The following is a 23,537-nucleotide window of genomic DNA, read 5'->3' as shown; positions in this document are numbered from 1 at the left end:
CAAGCCTGTATTGGAGACCTGAAATGCTGCCACATGACGCCATGGTGGTCGTCGCTGACGGCCGCTCTGCCACGCTGTTCCGTAATGTCTCGCATCACGGGCTGCATCTGCAACCATCGGGAACCCTCGACCCGATCGAGGGGGCCACGGATCGCTTCATCGAGGCGCTGGCCCATCACCTGAACGTGCTGGCGTGCCAGCATCGGTTCGACGATATCGCGATCATCGCCGAACCCGGTGCTTTGGAGAAGCTGCGCAAGCTTTACCACAAGGAACTGCAGTTCCGCCTGCGCCGAGAGATCGCCGAGGCGATAGAGCCCCGCCCCGAGGCGGCGGCGCTTGCGCTTCACTGAAGCTGCGCAAGCAACGCCATCAGCAGGACGCCCCCCAAGGGGACGCCCAGCAGCCAGAATGCCAGTTCCCCGACGCCGCGCGGAACCTTCACAAGGCCGTCCACCCGCCATCGACGCTGATGGTCGTGCCGGTGATCTGGGCGGCAGCGTCGCTGCACAGGAACACGGCCGTATCGCCCAACTGGTCGGTCGTCGCGAATTCCTTGGAGGGCTGTCGTTCAAGAATGACCTTCTCGATCACCTCGTCACGCTCCATCCCGTATTTCTGCATCGTGTCGGGGATCTGCGCCTCGACCAGCGGGGTATGGACATAGCCCGGACAGATCGCGTTGGCGGTGATCGGATCGCGCGCAGTTTCCAGCCCCGTCACCTTGGTCAGCCCGACGATGCCATGCTTGGCCGCGACATAGGCCGATTTGTAGGGACTGGCGGTCAGGCCATGCGCGGACGCGATGTTGATAACACGGCCCCATCCGGCCTGTCGCATCATCGGCAGGGCCGCGGCGATGGTATGGAAGGCCGAGCTGAGGTTGATCGCGATGATCGCATCCCATTTCTCGGTCGGGAAATCGGGGATCGCCGCGACATGCTGGATCCCCGCATTGTTCACGATGATGTCGCAGCGGCCCGCCTGTTCGACCAATGCCCGGCATTCCTCGGCCTTGGACATGTCCGCCTTGATATAGCGCGCGGTCACGCCGTGTTCGGCGGCGATCTTCTCGGCCAGGGCGTGATCCTCGTCCCGGTCGGTGAAGCTGTTCAGGACGACATCCGCCCCTGCCCGCGCAAGGCGTTCGGCGACGCCCAGACCAATGCCGGAATTGGAACCTGTGATGACGGCGGTCTTGCCGCCAAGGAACTTCTCGAACACGGGAAACCTCCTGCTGTGGATGGGCGGAATGCCCTTCGCGGTTGCAGCATGAGAAAAAAAAGGCGCCCGCACAAGGCGGGCGCAAGTCATGAGGCAGGTTTCATACAGGCAAGAAACCTATCGAGCAGTGAGTTATTTATACGCGACTAACCGCCCGAGTCCAACACCGAACTTGCCGGTTCGGTTGACGCACCCCTCCCAAGCCTGTTGATAATGCTGCCAAAGAAGAAGGCTCGGGGCGGCAGGCAATGCGAATCTACGAAAACCTTAACAAATCCGCGTCAGCGCGGCTGCGGGCCGCTGCGGTGGGGCTGTTTTGCGGTGTTGCAGCAATGCCTCTGACAAGCCTTGCCGATCCGGCACATGGCATTGCAATCTATGGAGAACCCGCGCTTGGGGCCGATTTCGACCATCTGCCCTATGCGAACCCCGAAGCGCCGTCTGGCGGCACGATTCGTCTGGCCGAACCGGGCGGCTTCGACAGCCTGAAACCGTGGGTCCTGAAGGGCAATCCCGCCTGGGGCGTGGGCGTCCACGTGACCGAGTCCCTGATGATGCGGTCCATAGACGAGCCGTTCACCCTCTATGGGCTTCTGGCCGAGAGCGTCGATGTCGCCCCCGACCGGTCCTGGGTCGAATTCACCCTGCGTCCCGAAGCCCGATTCTCGGATGGCAGCCCGGTCACGCTGGACGACGTGATCTGGAGCTATGAGACATTGGGCACCCAGGGGCATCCGCGATACCTGGGCGCCTGGTCCAAGGTCGAGAAGCTGGAGAAGACCGGCCCGCGCAGCATCCGCTTCACCTTCACCGAGATCGACCGCGAACTGCCCCTTCTGATGGGCATGCGCCCCATCCTGAAGAAGGCCCAGTACGAGGGGCAGGATTTCACCCAGTCCAGCCTGGACCCCCCCATCGGCAGCGGCCCCTATGTCATCGACGCGGTCGATCCGGGGCGCTCGATCACCTTCCGCAAGAACCCGGACTATTGGGGGGCCGACCTGCCCCTGAATGCGGGCCTGCATAATTTCGACGCGATCCGCTACGACTATTTCGCCGACGGGAACGCCATGTTCGAGGCCTTCAAGGCCGGCGAGGTCGATGTCTGGCGCGAATTGTCGGCCCAGAAATGGCAGAGCGAGTTCGACTTTCCCGCCGTGCGGCGCGGCGACGTGACCCTGTCCGAGATCCCGCAGGAACGCCCCTCGGGGATCATGGGGCTGGTCATGAACACCCGCAACCCGATCTTCGACGACTGGCAGGTCCGCCAGGCGATGATCGAGATGTTCAATTTCCGCTTCATCAACCGCATCCTGAATGGCGGGGGCGATCCGCGGATCACGTCCTATTTCTCGAACAGCTACCTTGCGATGGATCACGGGGCTGCGGCTGGCCGGCAGGCCGAACTGCTGGAACCCTTTGCCGATACCCTGCCCCCCGGCGCGATCGAGGGTTATTCCCTGCCCGAAGGCGCCGAGCGGGCGATGGACCGTGCAGCGATCCGCCGCGCCATGGCCCTGATGGAGGAGGCGGGCTGGACCATCCAGGACGGCCGCATGGTCGACGCGAACGGTCGCCCCTTCACCTTCGAGATCCTGCTGAACCAGAACGGCAGCGCCATGCGCGGCGGGTCCGAAGTGCTTCAGATGGTCAACATCTTCGTCGAGGCCCTGCGCCCCCTGGGCATCCGTCCGACCGTCACGATGCTGGATTCTGCGCAGTTCATCCAGCGCACCAACAACTATGCCTTCGACATGGCCTGGTACGAACGCGCGCTGTCGCTGTCGCCCGGCAATGAACAGCGGCTCTATTGGGGGGCGTCGGGCGTGACCGAACCGGGCAGCCGCAACTGGATGGGGATGGACAGCTCCGCCGCCGAAGCCGCGATCGACGCCATGGCCGCCGCCACCGATCCCGACGACTATGTCGCGGCGGTGCGCGCACTGGACCGTGTCCTGACGGCGGGGCGTTATGTCATACCTGTGAACTATTCGCCCGTTTCGCGGCTGGCCCATGATTCACGGCTGAAATACCCTGATTACATCCCGGTTTACGGAGATTGGCCCGGCTTCATGCCGGATGTTTGGTGGCAGGAGGCGAACTGATGCGGATCTTGTGGGTTACGATTCTGGCCTGCGCAACGTTGGCTGGCTGCAACACCGTCGCAGGTGTCGGCGAGGATATCACCGGGGTTGCCCGCTGGACGCAGGGCAGCCTTCCCGCAGGAGGGAGTTACTACTGATGAAATGGCATCACGTCCAAGAGAACTGGAGCGCCTTCTACGAGGCGATCACCGACAAGTGGCCCGAGGCCGACGAGGCCGATCTGGACGAGATCGACGGCGACCAACGCGCCTTCGTCGAATACCTGACCGAAGTGACCGGCCAGGAAGCCGAGGAGATCCGCGAGGAGATGCGCGAATGGCTGCGGGGAGAGATCCCGTCGGACATCGTCATGGATCCCGTGCATGACGACCAGTCGATCCGGCTCAGCTCGAAATACGTCAACGAGGGCGAGGATGAATATTCCGACGATGCCCGCTTTGGCGATGACGGTGACAATTCGGAAGACGGCTGATGCGAAAGACGCCGCCCCACAAGGGCGGCGTCTTCACATGTCAGGCCTGCGGCGCGGGCGCCTTGCCCATGCCCTTCAGCCGTCCCATTCGCGCGATCAGCAGCAGATAGATCACGCCATAGAGCCCGGCGACGATCAGCCCCACCCAGTGGATCTCGAACGGGGTGAACATGTAGGCCGCGACCAGCCCCAGCTGCACCCCGAAATGCAGCGGATAGTATCGGCGGTCGCCCAGCTTCTCTCGCGACCAGCCCAGATTGGCGGAATAGAGCCGGATCAGGCTGTCGAGCGAATTGATCACGAAGACCACGCCCACGCCGATCATGAACCAGTTCAGCCATCCGGGGATCGTGATCGCGCCCTGATGATAGACAAACAGCACGCTGAACCACAGCCCGAGCGGGATGGCAGGCAGGAACACCATCGCCAGCGCCAGCTGCCAGGTCACCAGCCCGCCCACGAAGCGGGACACGAACTGACCGATCATGATCGACCATGCGAACCACCAGAACAGATAGAATTCGTGGTAATCCGAGATCGGGGTCGCGAAGCGCGGCAGATGGGCGAAGTAATCCATCAGCAGACCGATATTGCCCAGGAAATCGGACATCCCCACCCGGCTGTAGAAGAAGGCGATCATCGCCAGTGCCGTGAAGGCCAGCGTCCCGAACCCATAGCTGGAGATGATGGCCAGCCATTTCATCACCGCCATGTTCCCGCTGCTGAGAACGGCCGCGGCGATCACCGTGACGACCAGCACCCAGACCGCGACCGGCGACATCGCGGGCGCATAGCTCGGAAGGCTGGTCATGAACAGATAGCAGGTGAACGAGCAGGTCGCGATGACGGTCAGGTTGTAGACCCATTTGATCAACGGGATCTCGAACAGTTTCAGCTTCGGTTCGATCGCGACGAAATAGAAGGTCGCGACGAAATACATCAGCCAGACCAGCGGCCCCCACATGCCGAATTCGACGGCCAGCGCGTTGGTGAAGCCGAAGGCCGCGTCTTCCTCGTAGACGGGGAATTCGCTCAGCGGCAACATGACCAGACCCATGTCCAGACCGGCGGTGAACAGCAATGCGATCAGCGTGAACAGGCCGACGGGCGATTCGCCCCGCATCGGCAGCCGCGGCCAGCGGATCAGAACGAACAGCGCACAGGCAAGGACGCTTAGATATGCGACGGTAATGATCGACGTCATGAACGGTTCTTGCTTCTTGTATCTAACGATCTTGCAGCGAACCGGCGCGTGAAAGCACAGCGTCAGTACTGAACTGCCGCCGCCAGACCGTCACCGGCGCGACCGGATACGGCCGCAAATTGATTTGATGGCCGAAGAATGATCAAAGTTGATTGCTTAGTCAATCAAAAACATCGAACGGGTTGAGAAGGACGCGCGCTTCTGCCAAATGGCGCGCTCGGCAATGGCGGAACAGGGGCGCCCCATGTCTTCGACGATGAAACTCGCGATCGGAAGCATCGTGCTGGGGCTTCTGGTCCTGGCGCTCAAGACGCTGGCATGGCGGCTGACGGGGTCGGTCGCGCTGATGTCGGATGCGCTGGAAAGCATCGTGAACGTCGCGACCGCCATCGCGGCGCTGGTCGCCATCTGCGTGGCGCAGCGCCCGGCCGATGACGGTCACCCCTATGGCCACCACAAGGCTGAATTCTTCTCGGCCGTGCTGGAGGGCGTCCTGATCATCGTGGCGGCCCTGGTGATCCTGCACGAGGCATGGGAGGCCTTCCGCGCGCCCCGCATGATCGAGGCCCCCACCACGGGCCTTGCGATCAACGCCGTCGCAGGGGTTCTGAACGCGATATGGTGCAAGGTGTTGCTGACGCAGGGGCGCAGGCTGCGATCGCCTGCGCTGGTGGCCGACGGGCGGCACCTGCTGTCGGATGTCGTCTCATCCGCGGGGGTGCTGCTGGGGGTCGCCTTGGCCCATGCGACCGGCTGGGCGGTGCTGGACCCGTTGCTGGCGATGCTGGTGGGGTTGAACATCCTGTGGTCGGGCTGGCGCGTCATGGCCGCATCCATCGGCGGCCTGATGGACGAGGCCGTCCCCGACGCGACGCTGCAGGCGATCCGCGACATCATCTCGGACAAGGCGACCGGCGCGATCGAGGCGCATGACCTGCGCACCCGACACGCAGGCGCGGTGACCTTCATCGATTTCCACCTGGTGATCGACGGGCAGACCAGCGTGGCCGACGCCCATGCGATCTGCGACCGGATAGAGGGATCGCTGAAGGCGCTTCTGCCCGATGCGCAGATCACCATCCATGTCGAACCCGAACACAAGGCCAAGCATTCGGGCGTCCTGGTGATCTAGTCCCGAAGCCGGACCCAGACGGGGACGTGATCGCTCGGCTTTTCGCCGGCGCGGGCGTCGCGATCCACGCCCGTCTCGATCATCAGGTCGGCGGCCTGCGGGGACAGCAGCAGGTGGTCGATGCGGATCCCGTCATCCTTGTTCCACGCGCCCGCCTGGTAATCCCAGAAGGTGAAGGGCCCACGCGTGGCATGCGGATCCCGGATGCGGATCGCATCGGTCCAGCCCTGGTTCACGATCCGGCGGAAGGCCGCGCGGCTTTCGGGGCGGAACAGCGCATCCTCGGTCCATTTCTGCGGATTGGCAGCGTCGCGCGGCTCGGGGATGATGTTGTAATCGCCCAGCATGATCACGGGCATCTCGGATGCCAGCAGCTCCTCGGCGCGCAGGCGCAGGCGTTCCATCCATGCCAGCTTGTAGTCGTATTTCGGCCCCGGCGCGGGATTGCCGTTCGGCAGATAGAGGCCCGCGATGCGCACCGCATGGTTTCCCACCACGGTGGCCTCGATGTAACGGGCCTGCTCGTCCTCGTCATCGCCCGGAAGGCCGCGGGTCACATCCTCCAACGGCAGCTTCGACAGGATCGCCACGCCGTTGAAGCTCTTCTGGCCGTGGGTCTCGACCCGCCAGCCCATATCCTCGAAATGTTCGCGCGGAAAGTTCTCGTCCACGGACTTGATTTCCTGCAGGACGACCAGATCGGCATCGGTCGAGGCCAGCCAGTCGCTGAGCGCCTGGATACGGGCCTTGACGCCGTTGATGTTGAAGCTTGCGATTTTCATGGGCGGCATCTTTAGCGCAGCCCCCGGATTTGGCAACCGCCCCGGATGGGCGGCTTACATCGAGAAGGACGTCCCGCAACCGCAGCTGCTGGTAGCGTTCGGGTTCTCGATCACGAAGCGCGCGCCGATCAGTTCGTCCGTGAAGTCGATCACGGCATTGGCCAGGAAGGGCAGCGACACCGGATCGACCACGACACGCTGGCCGCTGCGTTCCAGCACCAGGTCGTCATCTTCGGGCTGATCCAGCCGGATGTCGTACTGGAACCCCGAACACCCCCCGCCGGACACGGCGACGCGCAGCGCCACAGGGTCCTTGCCCGTGTTGATTTCCGCAAGCCGTTCATAGGCGCGTTCGGTGACTTTGGGTGGCAGGTTCATGGGTCGTTCCCGTTTTCGTCCGACACCGGGAAATATAGGGTCTGATGCGAACACTCGCAAGGAAGGCCCTGCATCTCGTGACCGCACTCGCGCCATATGCCTGCATGCCCGAGGACAGCCGCGGCCGGCTGAGCCCCGAACACCTGTCCACCTTTCGTTCGCCCTGGCAACGCGACCGCGACCGGATCATCCATTCCAGCGCCTTCCGCAGGTTGAAGCACAAGACGCAGGTCTTTGTCGAACAGGACGGCGAGGCCTATCGCGGCGATTACTTCCGCACGCGCCTGACCCACACGATCGAGGTGGCGCAGGTCGCCCGCACCATCGCAGGCGCGCTGTCGCTGAACACCGACCTGGCGGAAACCGTGGCGCTGGCGCATGATCTGGGCCATCCGCCCTTCGGCCACACGGGCGAGGACGCGCTGGCGGAACTGATGGCCCCCTATGGCGGCTTCGATCACAACGCGCAGGCGCTGCGGATCGTGACGCGTCTGGAACGCCACTATGCCGATTTCGACGGCCTGAACCTGACCTGGGAGAGCCTCGAGGGCATCGCCAAGCATAACGGGCCCGTCACGGGCGACCTGCCCTATGCCCTGGCCGAGGTGAATGCCGCCTGGGATCTGGAACTGGAGACGAATGCCAGCGCCGAGGCGCAGGTCGCGGCCGTGGCCGACGACATCGCCTATAATCACCACGACCTGCATGACGGGCTGCGCGCGGGCCTCTTTACCGAGGATGATCTGGCCGAACTGCCCGTCATCGGCCCGGCCTTCGCCGAAGTGGACCGCCTCTATCCCGATCTCGATGCCCAACGCCGCCGCTACGAGGCGCTGCGCCGCGTCTTCGGTGTCATGGTCGAGGATGTGATCGCCGTGGCACAGAACCGGCTGGTGGGCCTTCAGCCGCAATCGGTGGACGACATCCGCGGGATGGACGGGCCGATCATCCGTTTCTCGAAACCGCTCTATCAGAACATCAAGGCGATCAAGTCCTTCCTGTTCCAGCGCATGTATCGCGCCCCTTCGGTCGTGGTCGAGCGGACCTCGGTCACGCAGATGGTGAACGACATGTTCCCGCTGTTCCTCGACGCGCCCGAACACATGCCCGAGCAGTGGCACCAGGCGGCCCTGGCCCTGCCCGAGCGGACCGAGCGCGCACGGCTGGTCCTCGATTACGTGGCGGGCATGACCGACCGCTTCGCCATTTCTGAACATCACCGGCTGTTTCCCGACGGTTCGAACTGATCCGGGCCGGGTTGCGTTGATTGGCCGACGCAACCCGACACCAAAGGAGGATCGGATGATCACCAAGACCGGATCGGCGAAATGGGAAGGCGGCCTGAAGGAAGGCAAGGGCGAGGTTTCCAGCCAGTCGGGCGCCCTGTCGGGCCAGCCCTACGGCTTCAACACCCGCTTCGAGGACAAGCCCGGCACCAACCCCGAGGAACTGGTCGGCGCGGCCCATGCCTCCTGCTTCTCGATGGCGCTGGCGATGATGCTGGAACAGGAAGGCATCTCGGGTGTCGCGATCCAGACGACCTCGGAGATCTCGATGGACAAGGAGGGCGACGGTTTCGCCGTCAAGAAGGCCCATCTGAAGACCTCGATCACGGCGGATGCCGACGAGGCCAAGGTGATGGAAATCGCCGACAAGGCCAAGGCAGGCTGCCCGATCTCGAAGCTGCTGAATGCCGAGATCACCATGGACGCCAAGATGGCGTAATGCGAAACGCCCGGTCCAGCAGGACCGGGCGTCTTCAATTCAGACCATCATTTCCTTGGTCGCGGTCAGCGACAGGTCGGGATGGTCGCGACCCACGCGGTCGATGTCCCATTGCAGCCGGGTCAGGAAGACCAGATCGCCATCATGGTCCAGCGCCATGTGCTGCTTGTTCGCGTTCGAGAACGCCTCGACCTTGCCCTTCGGCCCTGCCACCCAACGCGCGCTGGTGAACTGGCTGGCCTCGAAGCGCACGGGGATGCCGTATTCCAGCTCGATCCGGCTGGCCAGCACCTCGAACTGCAGCGCACCCACGACGCCCACGATGAAGCCCGAGCCGATCATCGGCTTGAAGACCTTGGCCGCGCCTTCCTCGGCAAACTGCATCAGCGCCTTTTCCAAATGCTTGGCCTTCATCGGATCGGTCGCACGCACCGATTGCAGCAATTCGGGCGCAAAGCTGGGGATGCCGGTAAAGCGCAGCGCCTCGCCCTCGGTCAGGGCATCGCCGATGCGCAGCTGTCCGTGGTTCGGAATGCCGATGATGTCGCCCGCCCAGGCCTCCTCGGCCAGTTCGCGATCGGCGGCAAGGAACAGCACGGGGTTGCTGACGGCCATCGGCTTCTTGGTGCGCACATGGGTCATCTTCATGCCGCGTTCGAAATGCCCCGAGGCCAGGCGCACGAAGGCCACGCGGTCGCGGTGCTTGGGGTCCATGTTCGCCTGGACCTTGAAGACGAAGCCCGTGACCTTCTTCTCCTCGGGCGCGATCTCGCGGTCGGCGCTGTTCTGGGGCTGCGGTTCGGGGCCGTAGGTGCTGATGCCCTTCATCAGTTCGCGCACGCCGAAGCTGTTGATCGCGCTGCCGAACCAGATGGGCGTCATGTGCCCTTCCAGGAAGGACTGGCGATCGAAGGTCGGCAGCAGCTCGCGCGCCATCTCGATCTCTTCGCGCAACTGGGTCAGCAGCTGTTCGGGGATGTGCTGGGCCAGCTTGGGGTCGTCCAGCCCGTCGATGGCGATGGATTCCGCGACCTTGTTGCGGTCGGCGCGGTCCATCAGCTCCAACCGGTCGTTCAGCATGTCATAGCAACCCAGGAAATCGCGGCCGACCCCGATGGGCCAGCTGGCGGGCGCCACGTCGATGGCCAGGTTCTCCTGGATCTCGTCGATGATCTCGAAGGTCTCGCGGGATTCGCGGTCCATCTTGTTGCAGAAGGTCAGGATCGGCAGGTCCCGCAGGCGGCACACCTCGAACAGCTTGCGGGTCTGGGATTCCACGCCCTTGGCGCCGTCGATCACCATGATCGCCGCATCCACCGCCGTCAGCGTGCGATAGGTGTCTTCCGAGAAGTCGCTGTGACCCGGCGTGTCCACCAGGTTGAACCGGAACCCGTCGAAATCGAACGACATCGCCGAGGCCGAGACCGAGATCCCGCGATCCTGCTCCATCTTCATGAAGTCCGACCGCGTGCGCCGCGCCTCGCCCTTGGCGCGCACCTGTCCGGCCATCTGGATGGCACCGCCATAGAGAAGGAACTTCTCGGTCAGCGTGGTCTTGCCGGCATCGGGATGCGAGATGATCGCGAAGGTCCGGCGGCGTGCGATTTCGGGCGGAAGTTCGGGGCGGTTTGTCATGGCCTGCGCTTTACCGCGCCCGTGTGGACAAGGCAATCGCCACGTCGCAGCGACCGGAAGGTGCCCCTAGAATTGTCGGTAAAACCCGGTTTGCCAGATCCCCCCGCCGGCGCATGATCCGCCCCGACGGATCGGGGGGGCGAAGATGGATGTCAGGCGGGATCGGCAAGGACGGCTTCTGGCCAATCGCGGGCTGGGCTGGCTGCAGGCGCGGCTGGCCAGCCTGCCCATGCCCTGCCCGGTGGATCATCCCGCCCTGCCGCTGGTGGGACAGGCCGCGCAACTGGGCAGGATCCTGACCGCGATGCGGGGACGCAGATCCGTTTTGCAGGTGATGGCTGGACGGCATCTGACGCCTGAACTGCTTCGCGATGCGGCCCTGCAGATATTGAACGGCGCGCGCGATCCCGGCAGGTTGAGCCTGCTCCAGGCTGCCGCGGCAAGCGACCCCCTGTCGCAATTGGCACATGAGGAACTGGCCCAGGACATCTCGTTGCCCCTGCCCAGCCGCCTGGCCTTCACGGCCGATCTCGACTGCCAGGCCGCACTGCCCCGTGCCGATGCACGAACGGTTCTGACGATCGTGATGCAGACGCGCCTTGGCCAGGACCTTGCCGATGTGCATGCCCGGCTGCAAACCCTGCTGCGACAATCGGTTCTGCTGGGGGACACGGCGGCGCTCGGCCACTCCGTCGCGGCGATGATCCTGATCGATCCGGATTTCGATGCGTCGGATCATGTTGCGCACCTGATGAAGGCACAATGCCCGGACGGGTCCTTCGGGTGGACCCTGGACAGCAGCACCCGGGAACAGACGCTGATCCAGGGCGGCACCCCCACATTGGCGGTGATCCACGCGCTTCATGCGCTGACATGGCGACGTCCCTGCGCCCCCCTGCCCGCCCCGCCACGGCTTACGCCCTTCCGGGCGGCCATGGTGCATGTCGCAAGGAAACTGGCCGACAATCCCCCCGCGCAGGTCACGCCCGAGCTGATCGCGGCCCTGATGCGCGCAAGCATATCGGACCTGCCCGCCCCCACAGGCCATCGCGGCATCCCCGACCGGCTCGAGGCGGCATGCTTCGGCGATGCGACAACCGCGCAGCATTTCCGCGCCCTTGCGCGCGACAGCGCCACCCCCGAGGGCGCGTGGATGACAGGCTGCCCCACCCCCCTGACGGAAAGGTTTCCCGACGCGATGCTGGAAAAATGGATCCGGACCGCCGATGACGAAGACGAGCGCGGGTTTCTGCAGATGGCGACCCATGCGCGCAGGTACCTGCAACGCCCGACCGATCCCCGCCTCGGGCAGGCCGCCAGACGCGTCGCGGCGCGGGCCTTGACCCGCGCCGCGACGACGGACGATCTGATCGCCCTTGTTGTGCTGACCGACCTGTTCGAGCCTGCGATGCGCGAAGGGATCGCGGCCTAGCGGACGATCATCACCGATACGGGCGAATGCCGCGCGACCGCGTTCGCATCACGGCTGACGCGAATGCTTCGCAGCTCGTCCGGCTGATCGGTCGCCATGACGATCAGGTCGGCCGAATACTTCTCCTGCGCACGCAGGATCGTTTCCGCGATGTGACCATGCCCGACATGGACCTTCACCCGTGCGGGGTCGTCGAAATGCGTATCTGCAAATCGGTCCAGCTCGACCTTCTGCGCCTGAAGGATCTTTTCCTCGTATCCGCGCGGCAGGAAGGTCGCGACCATCGAGCTTCCGAAATCGTGGACGATTCCCAGAAGATGGATCACGCCCTGTTCGGCCGCCAGCCGCTTGGCGACCGGCAGGGCCTTGGCCCAGCTTTCGGGATGTTGCAGGTCGATCGGCAGAAGGATGTTGTCATGCATGGCGTGCCCCTTTCGCATCGGCAAGCGGCGTGGCGCGGCGGCGCTGCGCCCAGACCACCAGCGCCAACAGCAGGAATGCCGGGATATAGATCCAGTAGCGCGACGGCGCATCGGCGGGCGCGCGCACGGCCATGATGGTCTGATCCCAGTCCAGCCCCGCATCCGCTGCCGGGCTGCCAAAGGCCACGTTGTCGATCACGACCTCGTCGCCATTCTCGATCAGCTCGATCCCTGCGGCTGCCAGGCGATCCTCGCCCGTTTCGCCCTCGGGAACGCTCAGCAGGGCCGAGAACTCGGTCGGGGTGCCGATGTCGTTGAACCCCGATATGCGCAGGCGCAGACCCTCGCCCGGGACGCTGTCCTCCAGCGCCTGGACGAATTCGGAGGGCGGACGTTCCTCGAAGGGCGGGAAGGCATAGCCCCAGAAGAAGCCCGGACGGAAGATCGTGAAGGCGATCAGCAGCAGAGCCACGCCTTCCCAGATCCGGTTGCGGACGATGAACCAGCCTTGGGTCGATGCCGCGAACAGCAGCATGGCGATGGTCGCGGTGGCAAAGACGAAGATGCCCTGGACCCAGCCCACGTTGATCAGCAGCAGGTCGGTGTTGAAGATGAACAGGAACGGCAGCGCCGCGGTCCGCAGGCTGTAGAAGAAGGCCACGACGCCGGTGCGGATCGGATCGCCCCCCGACACGGCGGCGGCCGCGAAGGATGCAAGACCCACCGGCGGCGTCACGTCGGCCATGATCCCGAAATAGAACACGAACAGATGCACCGCGATCAGCGGCACGATCAGCCCGTTCTGCTGCCCCAGCGTCACGATGACCGGGGCCAGCAGCGCCGAGACGACGATGTAGTTCGCGGTCGTCGGCAATCCCATCCCCAGGATCAGCGACAGCACCGCGGTCAGGCCCAGGATCGCCAGCAAGTTGCCGCCCGACAGCACCTCGACCACATCGGCCAGGGCCGCGCCCACGCCGGTCTGGCTGACCGCGCCCACGATGATGCCGGCAGTCGCGGTGGCGATGCCGATCCCGATCATGTTGCGCGCGCCCGAGATCAGTCCGTCGACCAGGTCGTCGATACCGGACCGCAACGCGGATGCCGCGCCTGTATTCCCGGTCCGATCCTCTCCGCGCAGCATGACCATCAGCGGGCGCTGCGTGACCAGGATGAAGATCATGAAGGCCGTCGCCCAGAAGGCCGACAGGCCCGGCGACAGACGATCGACCATCAGCGCCCAGACCAGGACGACGACCGGCAGGATGAAGTGCAGACCCGAACGCACCGTCGGCCCGGGCAACGGAAGCTGGGTCACGGGCTCGTTCGGGTCGTCGATCTGCAGCGGTTCCTCGCGCGATGCGACCCACAGAAGCGCCACATAGGCAGCCGTCAGCAGGGCAAAGACGACATAGGGGGCCGCGGCACCGAAGGCGGGACGGATCCAGCCCATCGTGTAGTAGACGATCAGCGACAGCGCGCAGACGCCCGCCACGATGAAGGCGGTGCCCATCAGGCGCCGCAGGATCGGCGGCGGCGTATAGGCGCGGGGCAGACCCTGCATCCCGGCCTTCATCGCCTCGAGATGGACGATGTAGACCAGCGCGATATAGCTGATCGTGGCGGGCAGGAAGGCGTGCTTGACCACGTCGAAATAGGGGATGCCCACATATTCGACCATCAGGAAGGCCGCGGCACCCATGACGGGCGGCATGATCTGGCCGTTGACCGAGGACGCGACCTCGACCGCGCCGGCCTTTTCCGAATTGAAGCCGACTTTCTTCATCAGCGGGATGGTGAAGGTGCCGGTGGTGACCACGTTGGCGATGGACGACCCCGAGATGAGGCCCGTCATCGCGCTGCTGACCACGGCCGCCTTGGCCGGTCCGCCGCGCATGTGACCCATCATCGAGAATGCGACCTGGATGAAGTAGTTGCCCGCCCCCGCCTTGTCCAACAGCGCGCCGAACAGCACGAACAGGAAGACGAAGCTGGTCGAGACGCCCAGGGCGATGCCGAAGACGCCCTCGGTCGTGATCCACTGGTGGTTGGCCACCTCGGTCAGCGAATTGCCCCGATGCGCGATGATCGAAGGCATGTAGGGCCCGAGGAAGGTATAGACGAGGAACACCGTCGCCACGATCATCAGCGCAGGCCCCAGACTGCGGCGGGTGGCCTCGAGCAGCAGCAGGATGCCCAGCACCGCGATCATCAGGTCGCGGGTGATCGGCGCGCCGACGCGGCGGCCAAGCTCGTCGCTGAAGACGAAGACATACATGGTCGCGACCACGCCCAGGATTGCCAGCGCCCATTCCCATGGCGGCACCCAGGATTTGGGGGACCCCATCAGGATCGCCCCGATCAGCCCCGCAGCCACCAGCACGATGAACCAGATCGGCATCGCATCCGGAGAGCCGTAGATGAACAGCCCGCTGAGAAGCAGCGGAACGAAGATCCCCAGACCCAGCTGGAAGGGCGATTTTTCAGCGGGATAGGCCATAAAAGCCAGAAACAGCGCGAAGGCCAGATGCACCGAACGGGCATCGGTGGCGCTGATGATGGCGAAGTTCAGCATGAAGGGCAGCGGCGACGCGATCCACAGCTGGAACAGCGACCAGCAGAGCGCGACGGCCAGGATCAGCCGACCGACCATGCCCGGGGGCGTCCTTGCGCCGGTATCGGAGGACGCGACAAGCTCGTCCAGCTCGGCCTGGCTCAGCTCCCCTCGCCCCGAGGCGCCCATCTCGACCGCGCTGGCCTGTTGCTGGCGTCGCTCCGCCTCTCTGTCCGTCTCGCTCATCACGGCACCCCTTGGATCTGGATTTGTCGTTATTGCTTCATGATGAAAGGGCGGCCCGCCGGGGCCGCCCTTCTGGTCAGGTCCGGATCACTCGACCCAGCCCTGTTCGCGATAGTAGCGCTCGGCGCCCGGATGCAGCGGCGCGCTGTTGCCGTCGGCGACCATTTCTTCCGGGGTCAGGTTGGCGAATGCCGGGTGCAGGCCCTTGAAGCGGTCGAAATTGTCGAACACGGCCTTCACGACCTGATAGACGGTTTCCTCGGGGATGTCCTCGGAGGTGACGAAGGTGGCCTTGACGCCGAAGGTCTCGGTATCCTCGTCGTTGCCCGCATACATGCCGCCCGGAATGACGGCCTTGGCGTAATAGGGGTTCTCCTCGATCAGGGCGTCGATCGCATCGCCGGTCACGGACACGAGGCGCGCATCGACGGTCGAGGTCGCTTCCTGGATCGAGCCGTTCGGGTGGCCGACGGTATAGCTGATCGCATCGACCTGGTTGTCGCCCAGGGCCGCCGACTGTTCAGCCGGGCGCAGCTCCGAGGACAGCGAGAAGTCGTCCATTGACATGCCCATCGTGTCCAGCACGACCTCGAAGGTGCCGCGGGTGCCCGAACCGGGGTTGCCCACGTTCACGCGCTTGCCTGCCAGATCCTCGAAGGTCTCGATGCCGCTATCCGCACGCGCGACGACGGTGAAGGGTTCCGAATGGACCGAGAAGACCGAGCGCAGCTTGTCGAAGGCGTCGCCTTCGAAATCCGAGCTGCCGTTATAGGCATGGTACTGCCAATCCGACTGGGCCACGCCCATGGTCATGCCGCCGGACTTGATCTGGTTGATGTTGTCGATCGAACCGCCGGTCGCCGGGGCGGTGCAGCGCAGGCCCGTTTCGGCGGTTTCGCGGTTCACCAGGCGGCAGATCGACTGACCGACGACATAGTAGACGCCCGTCTGGCCGCCGGTGCCGATGGTGATGAACTGCTCTTCCTGGGCCAGCGCGGGGCCCGCGACCAACGCGAAGGCCGTGCCGAACAGGATCGGTTTCAGTTTGCTCATGCTGCTTCTCCCTTTGTCGCTATGCGGAAGGGGCGAATATGCCGGGGCCACCTTCGACGCAATACCCGTTCATCGTCAGACAAATGCGCCGTCTTGACAATCCCCGCACTGCATCAGCGGCTTTCGCGCAGCTCGGTGGCGACGCGCGCACGCAGGACGGGCAGCAGTTCGTCGGCAAACCAGGGATTGCGACGCAACCATGCCGTGTTGCGCCAGCTGGGATGCGGCAGCGGGATCGTGTCGGGTCCGAAGCTGCGCCAGTCGCGCACCGTCTCGGTCACCGAACGGCGGCCAAGATGCCAGCGCATGGCATGCCCGCCGATCAGCAGTGTCAGCCGCGGGGCCAGCGCGGCCATCACCTGATTGCGCCAGGTGGCGGCGCAGATCGGCGGCGGCGGCAGGTCGGTCCCCTTGGCGTCATATCCCGGAAAGCAGAAGGCCATCGGCACGATCGCGATGCGGGACCGGTCATAGAAGGTCGCCTCGTCCACGCCCATCCAGTCGCGCAACCGGTCCCCCGACCGATCCGTGAAGGGCCGTCCGCTTTCATGGACCCTGGCACCGGGGGCCTGCCCCACCACCAGGATGCGCGCGCCCGGCGCGAACCAGGCCACGGGCCGCGGGCGATGCCGCGTCGCCGTCGCGGCAAAGCGTTCGGCGCACAACCTGCAGGCGCAAATCCGTTCTTGAAGCCGATAGATATCCGTCATTTGATCTAATATCGTGGCACTCGATGCTGGCGACAACGGGGGGTTGCGGTGTCAAATGGTCCAAAGGTGGGCAGCATGCCGGAGGGCCCCTTAGCGTCACGACCATTGGGCGAGGTCCCCGCAAGGCCCGCCCCGTAATGATTTTGATCGGTAAATTAGGGCCATGCTTGAATTCGACGACGTTTCCAAGGCATTTTGGACAGGCCAGCGGCACAAGGTGATCCTGGATCGGGCCTCGTTCCGGGTCGATCTGGGCAGTTCGCTCGGGATACTTGCGCCGAACGGGACGGGCAAGACGACGCTGGTCAACATGATGTGCGGGCTGGAACAGCCAGATGAGGGCCGCATCCGCCGCGACTGCCGGATCTCGTTCCCCCTGGGATTCATGGGCGGGCTGGTCGGCAAGCACAGTGCGAATGAAAACTCCCGTTATATCGCCCGAATTTACGGGCTGGACCCCGATTACGTATCGGCTTTTGCAAGATGGCTTTGCGATATCGCGGAATATTTCGACATGCCGGTCGGCACCTATTCGGCGGGGATGCGGCAGCGGTTCAATTTCGCCCTGCTGCTGGCGCTGGATTTCGACATCTATCTGATCGACGAGGGGATGCCCCAGACCACCGATGTGGAATTCAACCGCAAGGCGGGCACCGTGCTGTTCGAGCGTTTGCAGACCTCCACCACGGTGATCGTGTCGCACCAGCCCAAGACGATCGAGAAGTTCTGCAATCGCGCCGCCGTTCTGCGCGACGGCAAGCTGTACATGTTCGAATCCCTGGACGAGGCGAAGCAATATTATGATTACACCGCCTAAGGCACGTCGCTTCCACGGTTCGGTCGCGGAATCCGTCAAGCCGGGCCTCGGCAGTCCCGAGGCACGCCCGGATGTGGCCCGGGCCGCAGCCCGGCAGGCGCTGCCCAATGCCACGCAGATCCGGGCCGAGAAGCTGAAGCGGTTCACCGCGACCGAGGAGATCCCCGATGGGTTCGAGGGCATGGCGCCCGCGAAGGCCGCCGGGCCCGGCCCCGCGAAGGGCGATCCGGACGCCCGGCTGGACGCGATCCGGGCCGAGAAGCTGACCGACCGACAGCTTCGGATCGCACGCCGCATCGCACAGCTGCACAAGATCGACGTTGCCAGCGGAGAGGAGGCCGTGCTGCGCCTTCGCGAACGCGGCATCGACCCGTCGCATCGGGGGGCCGTGGGCCAGATCCTCAGTTCCGAAGGGCAGCGCGCGCAATCCGAACCCGCCCCGAACCCGCCCGCCATCCGCGCCCAGCCCCCGGCCCCCGTCCCCGGCGACAAGGCCACACCGAACCTGCCGTCGCGCGAACAGCTGACCGAGGACCGCCGCGCCGCCGAGATTTACCGCATCCAGCAGGATATCGCGCGCCGCAGACGCCGGCGCCTGACCATGCTGGCGGTCCGCCTGACGATCTTCGTGTTCGTGCCCACGGCCGTCGTCGGCTGGTATTATTCGAACGTGGCCAGCCCGCTATTTGCGACCGAATCGCAGTTCCAGATCCAGTCCGCCGACAGCAGCGGATCGGGCGGAGGCATCGGGGCCGCGCTTGCCGGTGCCGCGATGTCCACGAATACCGACGCCGTGGCGGTCCAGAGCTATCTCACCTCTCGCAACGCGATGCTGCGGCTGGATCAGGACCACGGGTTCAAGCGCGCCTTTCAGGATCCCTCGATGGACCCGGTGCAGCGCCTTCCCGCAGACGCCTCGAACGAAGAGGCCTTCGGCGTCTACAGGGATTCGGTCAAGATCGGCTATGACCCGACCGAGGGGGTGCTGAACATGAAGGTCATCGCACCCTCGCCCGAACTCTCCGAGGAATTCAGCCGCGCGCTCATCTCCTATGCGGAACAGCAGGTCGATACGCTGACCTCGCGCCTGCGGTCGGACCAGATGGACGGCGCCGCGCAATCCTACGAGGATGCCGAGGCGAAGATGCTGGCCGCCCAGATCCGCGTTCAGGAATTGCAGGAACAGCTGGGCGTGCTGGACCCCGCCGCCGAGAGCGGTGTCGTGATGGGCCAGGTTTCCGCGCTGGAAGCGCAGCTGACCGAGAAGCAGCTGGAGCTGGGACAGCTTCTGGCGAACCCCTCGCCCGTGCAAAGCCGCGTCGATGCCGTGCGCGGCGACATCACCCGATTGCGCGCGTTGATCCAGGAAACCCGCACCGCCCTGACCCAGGGCAGCGAGGAACGCAGCTCCCTTGCCGCCGTGGCCGGTCGCCTGCGCGTGGCCGAAGCGGAATTGGCCACGCGTCAGGAACTGCTTGCAGCCGCCGCCGCACAGATGGAAACTGCGCGCATCGAGGCGAACAAGCAGGTTCGCTATCTTTCCATCTCGGTCGCGCCGATCCCCCCGGACGAGGCGACCTATCCAAAGGCGTTTCAGAACACCATCGTGGCACTGCTGATCTTCTCGGGGATCTACCTGATGTTGTCGCTGACGGCCTCCATCCTTCGCGAACAGGTTTCCACATGACCGAACAGAAACACATCAAGATCGGCCCGATCACCTGCGGCAACGATCTGCCCCTGACGGTGATCGCGGGCCCCTGCCAGCTGGAAAGCCGCGACCACGCGATGATGATCGCCGAAACCATGGCCCGGGCCTGTGCCGATGCGGGCGCGTCCTATGTCTTCAAGGCAAGCTACGACAAGGCGAACCGGACCTCGCTTGCGGGCAGGCGCGGGCTGGGCATCGAGGAAGGGCTGCGCATCCTGTCGGATGTGCGCGAAGCCTTCGGTTGCCCCGTCCTGACGGATATCCATGACGCCGAACAGGCCCGCAAGGCCGCGGGCATCGTGGACATCATCCAGATCCCGGCCTTCCTGTGCCGTCAGACGGACCTGCTGCTGGCGGCGGGCGAGACCGGCGCCGTGGTCAACATCAAGAAGGGGCAGTTCCTTGCGCCCTGGGACATGCCCAACGTGGCCGCCAAGGTCGCCTCGACCGGGAACGACAACATCCTGCTGACCGAACGCGGCGCAAGCTTCGGCTATAACGCGCTGGTAGCCGACATGCGGTCGCTGCCCATCATGGCGCGGACCGGTTACCCGGTGATCATGGATGCGACCCATTCGGTCCAGCAACCCGGCGGCCTGGGCGGCGCATCGGGCGGGCAGCGCGAATTCGCGCCGGTCATGGCCCGCGCGGCGGTGGCGCTTGGCGTGGGCGGCGTCTTCATCGAGACGCATGAGGACCCCGACAACGCCCCCTCGGACGGGCCGAACATGGTCCATCTGGACCGGATGCCCGCACTGATCCGGTCGCTGATGCAGTTCGATCAGCTGGCAAAGGCCGATCCGCTGAACGCATGATGCGCAGTTTTCTCCACGCCGCCCTTCTGGCGCTGTCGCTTGCGGCGGCGCCCGCATACGCTCAGGACGCGACCGATCTGGCGACCCCTGCGGGCACCATCTCGGTCGCGGATATCGGCGCGACCGATCTGGCGATCCTGAACCGGATCGGCAGCATCCTTGCACAGCTTCCCGAATTCGACGGCATCAAGGCCGAGGTCGATGCAGGCATCGTCACGCTTGATGGCGAGGTCGCCGAACAGGACGCGATCGACCGCCTTCTGGGGCTGATCGGCCGCGTCGACGGCGTGGTGTCGATCCGGAACGAGGTTCATCCCTCGACCGACCTTGCCACCCGGTTGGAAACGGTTCGGGCACGATTTCAGTCGCGCATGACCGCCGTGGTCGCGGGCCTGCCCTTCGTGGCACTGGGCCTGCTGGTCGGTAGCGTGATCGTGCTGCTGGGGGGCTGGCTGTCGCGCCGTGAAAAAACGCTGACGCACATCGCGCCCAACCCCTTCATCGCGGGTTTCCTGGCGCAGGCTATCCGCCTGATCGCCTGGATCGTGGCGCTTGTCGTGGCGCTGGACCTGATGGGCGCGCGCGCGCTTCTGGGCACGCTGCTGGGGGCTGCGGGCATCTTCGGCCTGTCGCTCAGCTTTGCGGCGCGCGACACGATCGAGGGGTTCGTCGCGACCATGCTTCTGTCGCTGCGTCAGCCCTTCAATCCCAACGACCTGATCGAGGTGAACGGCCTGCGTGGCCGCGTCATTCGCCTGACCAGCCGGGGCACCACGCTGCTGACGCTGGACGGCAATCACATCCGCATTCCGAACCAGATCATCTACAAGGCGGTGCTGACGAACTTCACCCGCAATCCCGAACGTCGCTTCATGGTGGATATTACGCTGGACCCCGCGGCGGATCTGGGGCGCGCGCGCGACCTGGCGCTCAAGACGCTCGGGGGGATGGATTTCGTGATGAAACGTCCCGAACCCATCGCATGGCTGGATGCCGCAGGCCCCGAACATCTGATCCTGCGCGCCGGGGGCTGGGTCTCGCAAGAGGGCACGGATTTCGAACTTGCCCGGGGCGAGGCGTTTCGTCTGCTGCATCACGCGCTGGACGCCAAAGGTTTCCTGCCGCCCGAACTGGTCCACAGAATCCAGATCGAGCAGCCGGACGCATCGCCCTTGGCTGCGGCGCAACACCGGGTCCGCCCCGCCGATCCGCGCCTGCGCGATGTCGGCCCCGACGCGGCATTCGAAGAGATCATCGAGCGCGAACGCGTCGATGACGGGCGCGACCTGCTGACCCCCTCGCGCTAGGCGCGGCCTGCGGCATCTGCCGATGCCCAGGCCCATTGGAAGTTGTAGCCCCCAAGCCAGCCGGTGACATCGACGCATTCCCCGATGAAATGCAGCCCCGGCACCTTGCGGGCCTCCATGGTCTTGGCATCCAGATCGCGCGTATCCACACCGCCGAGCGTCACTTCGGCAGTGCGATAACCCTCGGTTCCCACGGGGCGCAGGGTCCATGCGTTGATCCGTGCGGCCAGCTGATCCAGCCGCTTGTTGTTCTGATCCGCCAGCCGCGCCTTGGTCAGGCCGGCCTCCTCGGCGATGGCATGGGCCAGACGCTCGGGCAGGATGCGCGAAAGAACCGTCGCGATGGCCACCCGCCCCGCCTGCCCGCGCTGATCGCGCAGCCACTGACCCATGTCGGTTTCGGGGGCCAGATCCACGCGCAACTCCTCGCCCGCGCGCCAGAAGCTGCTGATCTGCAGGATTGACGGCCCGCTGATCCCGCGATGGGTATAGAGCAGCGCATCACGGAAGCTGCCGCCACCATGGACGATCCGCGCATCCGTCGCGATGCCCGCCAGCGGCTTGGTCTGCGCAAGATCCTGTTCGGCAAAGGTCAGGGGAACCAGACCGGGACGCGTCTCCACCATTTCCAGGCCGAATTGCTGCGCAAGGTCATAGGCGAAACCCGTGGCGCCGATCTTGGGGATGGACTTGCCCCCCGTCGCCACCACCAGCCGGGGCGTCAGGACGTCTAGGCCCTGCCCCGTCAGGCGAAACCCGTCCGCCCCCCGCACGACGGCATCGACGGGCGTTTCCAGCCGCAGCTCTGCCCCGCGCATCCGGCGCAGCAGCATGTCGGTGATCTGCGTGGCCTTGCCGTCGCAGAACAGCTGCCCTTGCGTCTTTTCGTGCCAGGCGATTCCCGCCGCATCCACCAGCCCCACGAAATCGGCGGGCTTGTAGCGCGACAGCGCACTGGCCGCGAAGCGCGGATTGGCCGACAGGAAGCGATCCCGCCCCGTCGCCATGTTCGTGAAGTTGCACCGCCCCCCGCCCGAGATGCGAATCTTCTCGGCCGGTTTGGCGGCATGATCCAGCACCAGAACCCGCCTGCCCTGCGCCAGCGCACTGCCAGCACAGAACAAACCAGCCGCGCCGGCACCCAAGATGACGATGTCCCAATGTTCCATGAAAGGGGGCATATCGGGCTTCGAAAAAAGTCACAACATTTCTGCAATTTTCGACTTGCACCCCCCCGACGGGTTTTGTAATCACCCTCACACAGTTGGGGCGTGGCCAAGTGGTAAGGCATCGGTTTTTGGTACCGTGTACCGTAGGTTCGAATCCTACCGCCCCAGCCAATTTCCAGTAATGTGACGTTCGCCGAAGATTGGAACCTATCCGGTTCTATTTGGCATCTTGCTCGGGCAAGACTGGCATCTGCTGACATTCCAAACGTCTCGCCGTACAGAATCCTTCTGAACTAACAGGCATTTGCGCCGGTGTGATCTCGTCCCTAAACTGTGGTCTGACGAGCACGGAGGGCACAGATATGGCCAACTGGTATTCGGCCGACCTGCACTTCGGCCACCACCGCATCATCGACTTCTGCAAGCGCCCCTTCGCCTCAACCGCGGAGATGAACGCGGCCCTGATCGCTAACTTCCAGGCCTGCGTCGCGCATGATGATGACGTCTGGATCTTGGGAGATTTCGCCTTCGGTCGCGCTGACGATACGGCACAATTCGAGAGCTGGTTTCACAGCCTGCCAGGTCGCAAGCATCTGATTATTGGCAACCACGACGATGAAGCGGTCTGAACCGCGCCGGGTTTG

At 64.7% G+C, this 23,537-nt stretch carries 22 protein-coding genes and 1 tRNA gene; 13 read left to right on the top strand and 10 right to left on the bottom strand.

Features of this window, described 5'->3' with window-relative positions; all coding sequences use genetic code 11:
* Positions 1-23 precede the first annotated feature (23 nt).
* Complete coding sequence (locus KO490_RS02650) at positions 24-353, top strand: host attachment protein (protein ID WP_216017857.1); 330 nt, start codon at positions 24-26, stop codon at positions 351-353.
* An 88-nt stretch (positions 354-441) separates the two neighbouring features.
* On the opposite strand, the gene KO490_RS02645 is transcribed toward KO490_RS02650, so the two are convergent.
* Complete coding sequence (locus KO490_RS02645; protein WP_303462991.1) at positions 442-1,224, bottom strand: 3-hydroxybutyrate dehydrogenase; 783 nt, start codon at positions 1,222-1,224, stop codon at positions 442-444.
* 332 nt (positions 1,225-1,556) lie between these two features.
* Here KO490_RS02645 and KO490_RS02640 point away from each other — a divergent pair, with 332 nt between their 5' ends.
* Positions 1,557-3,329 carry an extracellular solute-binding protein gene (locus tag KO490_RS02640; protein WP_252726980.1) on the top strand — a complete coding sequence of 591 codons (1,773 nt, stop codon included), beginning with the start codon at positions 1,557-1,559 and terminating at the stop codon, positions 3,327-3,329.
* 136 nt (positions 3,330-3,465) lie between these two features.
* Positions 3,466-3,801 (top strand): hypothetical protein, encoded by a 336-nt coding sequence (locus KO490_RS02635; RefSeq protein ID WP_216017854.1) that lies wholly within the window; start codon positions 3,466-3,468, stop codon positions 3,799-3,801.
* Between the two features lie 40 nt (positions 3,802-3,841).
* Here KO490_RS02635 and KO490_RS02630 read toward each other — a convergent pair whose 3' ends face one another.
* On the bottom strand, positions 3,842-5,005 hold the full coding sequence (locus KO490_RS02630) for a BCCT family transporter (protein ID WP_216017853.1): 1,164 nt from the start codon (positions 5,003-5,005) through the stop codon (positions 3,842-3,844).
* A 244-nt stretch (positions 5,006-5,249) separates the two neighbouring features.
* Here KO490_RS02630 and KO490_RS02625 point away from each other — a divergent pair, with 244 nt between their 5' ends.
* Complete coding sequence (locus KO490_RS02625; RefSeq protein ID WP_303462990.1) at positions 5,250-6,137, top strand: cation diffusion facilitator family transporter; 888 nt, start codon at positions 5,250-5,252, stop codon at positions 6,135-6,137.
* Here KO490_RS02625 and xth read toward each other — a convergent pair.
* Both xth and KO490_RS02615 read right to left on the bottom strand, forming a co-directional pair.
* Complete coding sequence (gene xth, locus KO490_RS02620; RefSeq protein ID WP_216017851.1) at positions 6,134-6,919, bottom strand: exodeoxyribonuclease III; 786 nt, start codon at positions 6,917-6,919, stop codon at positions 6,134-6,136. The two genes, KO490_RS02625 and xth, sit on opposite strands and share 4 nt — an antisense overlap.
* Before the next feature lie 54 nt (positions 6,920-6,973).
* Positions 6,974-7,297, bottom strand: coding sequence for an iron-sulfur cluster assembly accessory protein (locus tag KO490_RS02615; protein ID WP_216017850.1), 324 nt, complete (start codon positions 7,295-7,297; stop codon positions 6,974-6,976).
* A 77-nt stretch (positions 7,298-7,374) separates the two neighbouring features.
* Here KO490_RS02615 and KO490_RS02610 point away from each other — a divergent pair, with 77 nt between their 5' ends.
* Entirely contained in the window at positions 7,375-8,544 is a 1,170-nt protein-coding gene (locus KO490_RS02610) for a deoxyguanosinetriphosphate triphosphohydrolase (protein WP_303462989.1), read from the top strand.
* Positions 8,545-8,599: 55 nt separating this feature from the next.
* The gene (locus KO490_RS02605; protein WP_216017848.1) at positions 8,600-9,022 is read left to right on the top strand and encodes an OsmC family protein; all 423 of its coding nucleotides are present in this window, start codon (positions 8,600-8,602) and stop codon (positions 9,020-9,022) included.
* Between the two features lie 39 nt (positions 9,023-9,061).
* On the opposite strand, the gene KO490_RS02600 is transcribed toward KO490_RS02605, so the two are convergent.
* Positions 9,062-10,657 (bottom strand): peptide chain release factor 3, encoded by a 1,596-nt coding sequence (locus KO490_RS02600; protein WP_216017847.1) that lies wholly within the window; start codon positions 10,655-10,657, stop codon positions 9,062-9,064.
* Positions 10,658-10,802: 145 nt separating this feature from the next.
* On the opposite strand from KO490_RS02600, the gene KO490_RS02595 reads away from it, so the two are divergent.
* Positions 10,803-12,089 carry a hypothetical protein gene (locus KO490_RS02595; protein ID WP_216017846.1) on the top strand — a complete coding sequence of 429 codons (1,287 nt, stop codon included), beginning with the start codon at positions 10,803-10,805 and terminating at the stop codon, positions 12,087-12,089.
* Here the strand turns inward: KO490_RS02595 and KO490_RS02590 are convergent.
* The 4 genes from KO490_RS02590 to KO490_RS02575 all read right to left on the bottom strand — a co-directional run bounded on the left by KO490_RS02590 (position 12,086) and on the right by KO490_RS02575 (position 17,074).
* Positions 12,086-12,511: a universal stress protein gene (locus KO490_RS02590; protein WP_216017845.1), complete on the bottom strand. Its 426-nt coding sequence runs from the start codon at positions 12,509-12,511 to the stop codon at positions 12,086-12,088. The two genes, KO490_RS02595 and KO490_RS02590, sit on opposite strands and share 4 nt — an antisense overlap.
* A complete protein-coding gene (locus KO490_RS02585) occupies positions 12,504-15,311 on the bottom strand; it encodes a TRAP transporter permease (RefSeq protein WP_216017844.1) in 2,808 nt (935 codons plus the stop codon). Before KO490_RS02585 ends, KO490_RS02590 begins: the two co-directional genes overlap by 8 nt.
* An 87-nt stretch (positions 15,312-15,398) precedes the next feature.
* Positions 15,399-16,364 carry a TAXI family TRAP transporter solute-binding subunit gene (locus KO490_RS02580; RefSeq protein ID WP_216017843.1) on the bottom strand — a complete coding sequence of 322 codons (966 nt, stop codon included), beginning with the start codon at positions 16,362-16,364 and terminating at the stop codon, positions 15,399-15,401.
* Between the two features lie 113 nt (positions 16,365-16,477).
* Positions 16,478-17,074: a uracil-DNA glycosylase family protein gene (locus KO490_RS02575; protein ID WP_216017842.1), complete on the bottom strand. Its 597-nt coding sequence runs from the start codon at positions 17,072-17,074 to the stop codon at positions 16,478-16,480.
* A gap of 163 nt (positions 17,075-17,237) precedes the next feature.
* Between KO490_RS02575 and KO490_RS02570 the strand changes: the two genes are divergently transcribed.
* The 4 genes from KO490_RS02570 to KO490_RS02555 are packed head-to-tail and all read left to right on the top strand — an operon-like array spanning position 17,238 to position 21,724.
* A complete protein-coding gene (locus KO490_RS02570) occupies positions 17,238-17,891 on the top strand; it encodes an ABC transporter ATP-binding protein (protein ID WP_216017841.1) in 654 nt (217 codons plus the stop codon).
* The gene (locus KO490_RS02565; RefSeq protein WP_216017840.1) at positions 17,875-19,578 is read left to right on the top strand and encodes a capsule biosynthesis protein; all 1,704 of its coding nucleotides are present in this window, start codon (positions 17,875-17,877) and stop codon (positions 19,576-19,578) included. Before KO490_RS02570 ends, KO490_RS02565 begins: the two co-directional genes overlap by 17 nt.
* On the top strand, positions 19,575-20,417 hold the full coding sequence (gene kdsA, locus KO490_RS02560) for a 3-deoxy-8-phosphooctulonate synthase (RefSeq protein ID WP_216017839.1): 843 nt from the start codon (positions 19,575-19,577) through the stop codon (positions 20,415-20,417). Before KO490_RS02565 ends, kdsA begins: the two co-directional genes overlap by 4 nt.
* On the top strand, positions 20,417-21,724 hold the full coding sequence (locus KO490_RS02555; protein ID WP_216017838.1) for a mechanosensitive ion channel domain-containing protein: 1,308 nt from the start codon (positions 20,417-20,419) through the stop codon (positions 21,722-21,724). Before kdsA ends, KO490_RS02555 begins: the two co-directional genes overlap by 1 nt.
* Here the strand turns inward: KO490_RS02555 and KO490_RS02550 are convergent.
* A complete protein-coding gene (locus KO490_RS02550) occupies positions 21,721-22,893 on the bottom strand; it encodes an NAD(P)/FAD-dependent oxidoreductase (RefSeq protein WP_216017837.1) in 1,173 nt (390 codons plus the stop codon). The genes KO490_RS02555 and KO490_RS02550 overlap by 4 nt on opposite strands.
* 96 nt (positions 22,894-22,989) lie before the next feature.
* Between KO490_RS02550 and KO490_RS02545 the strand changes: the two genes are divergently transcribed.
* Positions 22,990-23,064: transfer RNA gene (locus KO490_RS02545), tRNA-Gln, on the top strand.
* 191 nt (positions 23,065-23,255) lie between these two features.
* Positions 23,256-23,522 (top strand): hypothetical protein, encoded by a 267-nt coding sequence (locus KO490_RS02540; RefSeq protein ID WP_252726979.1) that lies wholly within the window; start codon positions 23,256-23,258, stop codon positions 23,520-23,522.
* Positions 23,523-23,537 lie beyond the last annotated feature (15 nt).

The sequence above is a fragment of the Paracoccus sp. C2R09 genome, assembly GCF_018860625.1.
Taxonomy (GTDB): domain Bacteria; phylum Pseudomonadota; class Alphaproteobacteria; order Rhodobacterales; family Rhodobacteraceae; genus Paracoccus.
Note: the sequence above shows the minus strand (reverse complement) of the source record. Positions and strands in the feature narration are given on the sequence as shown.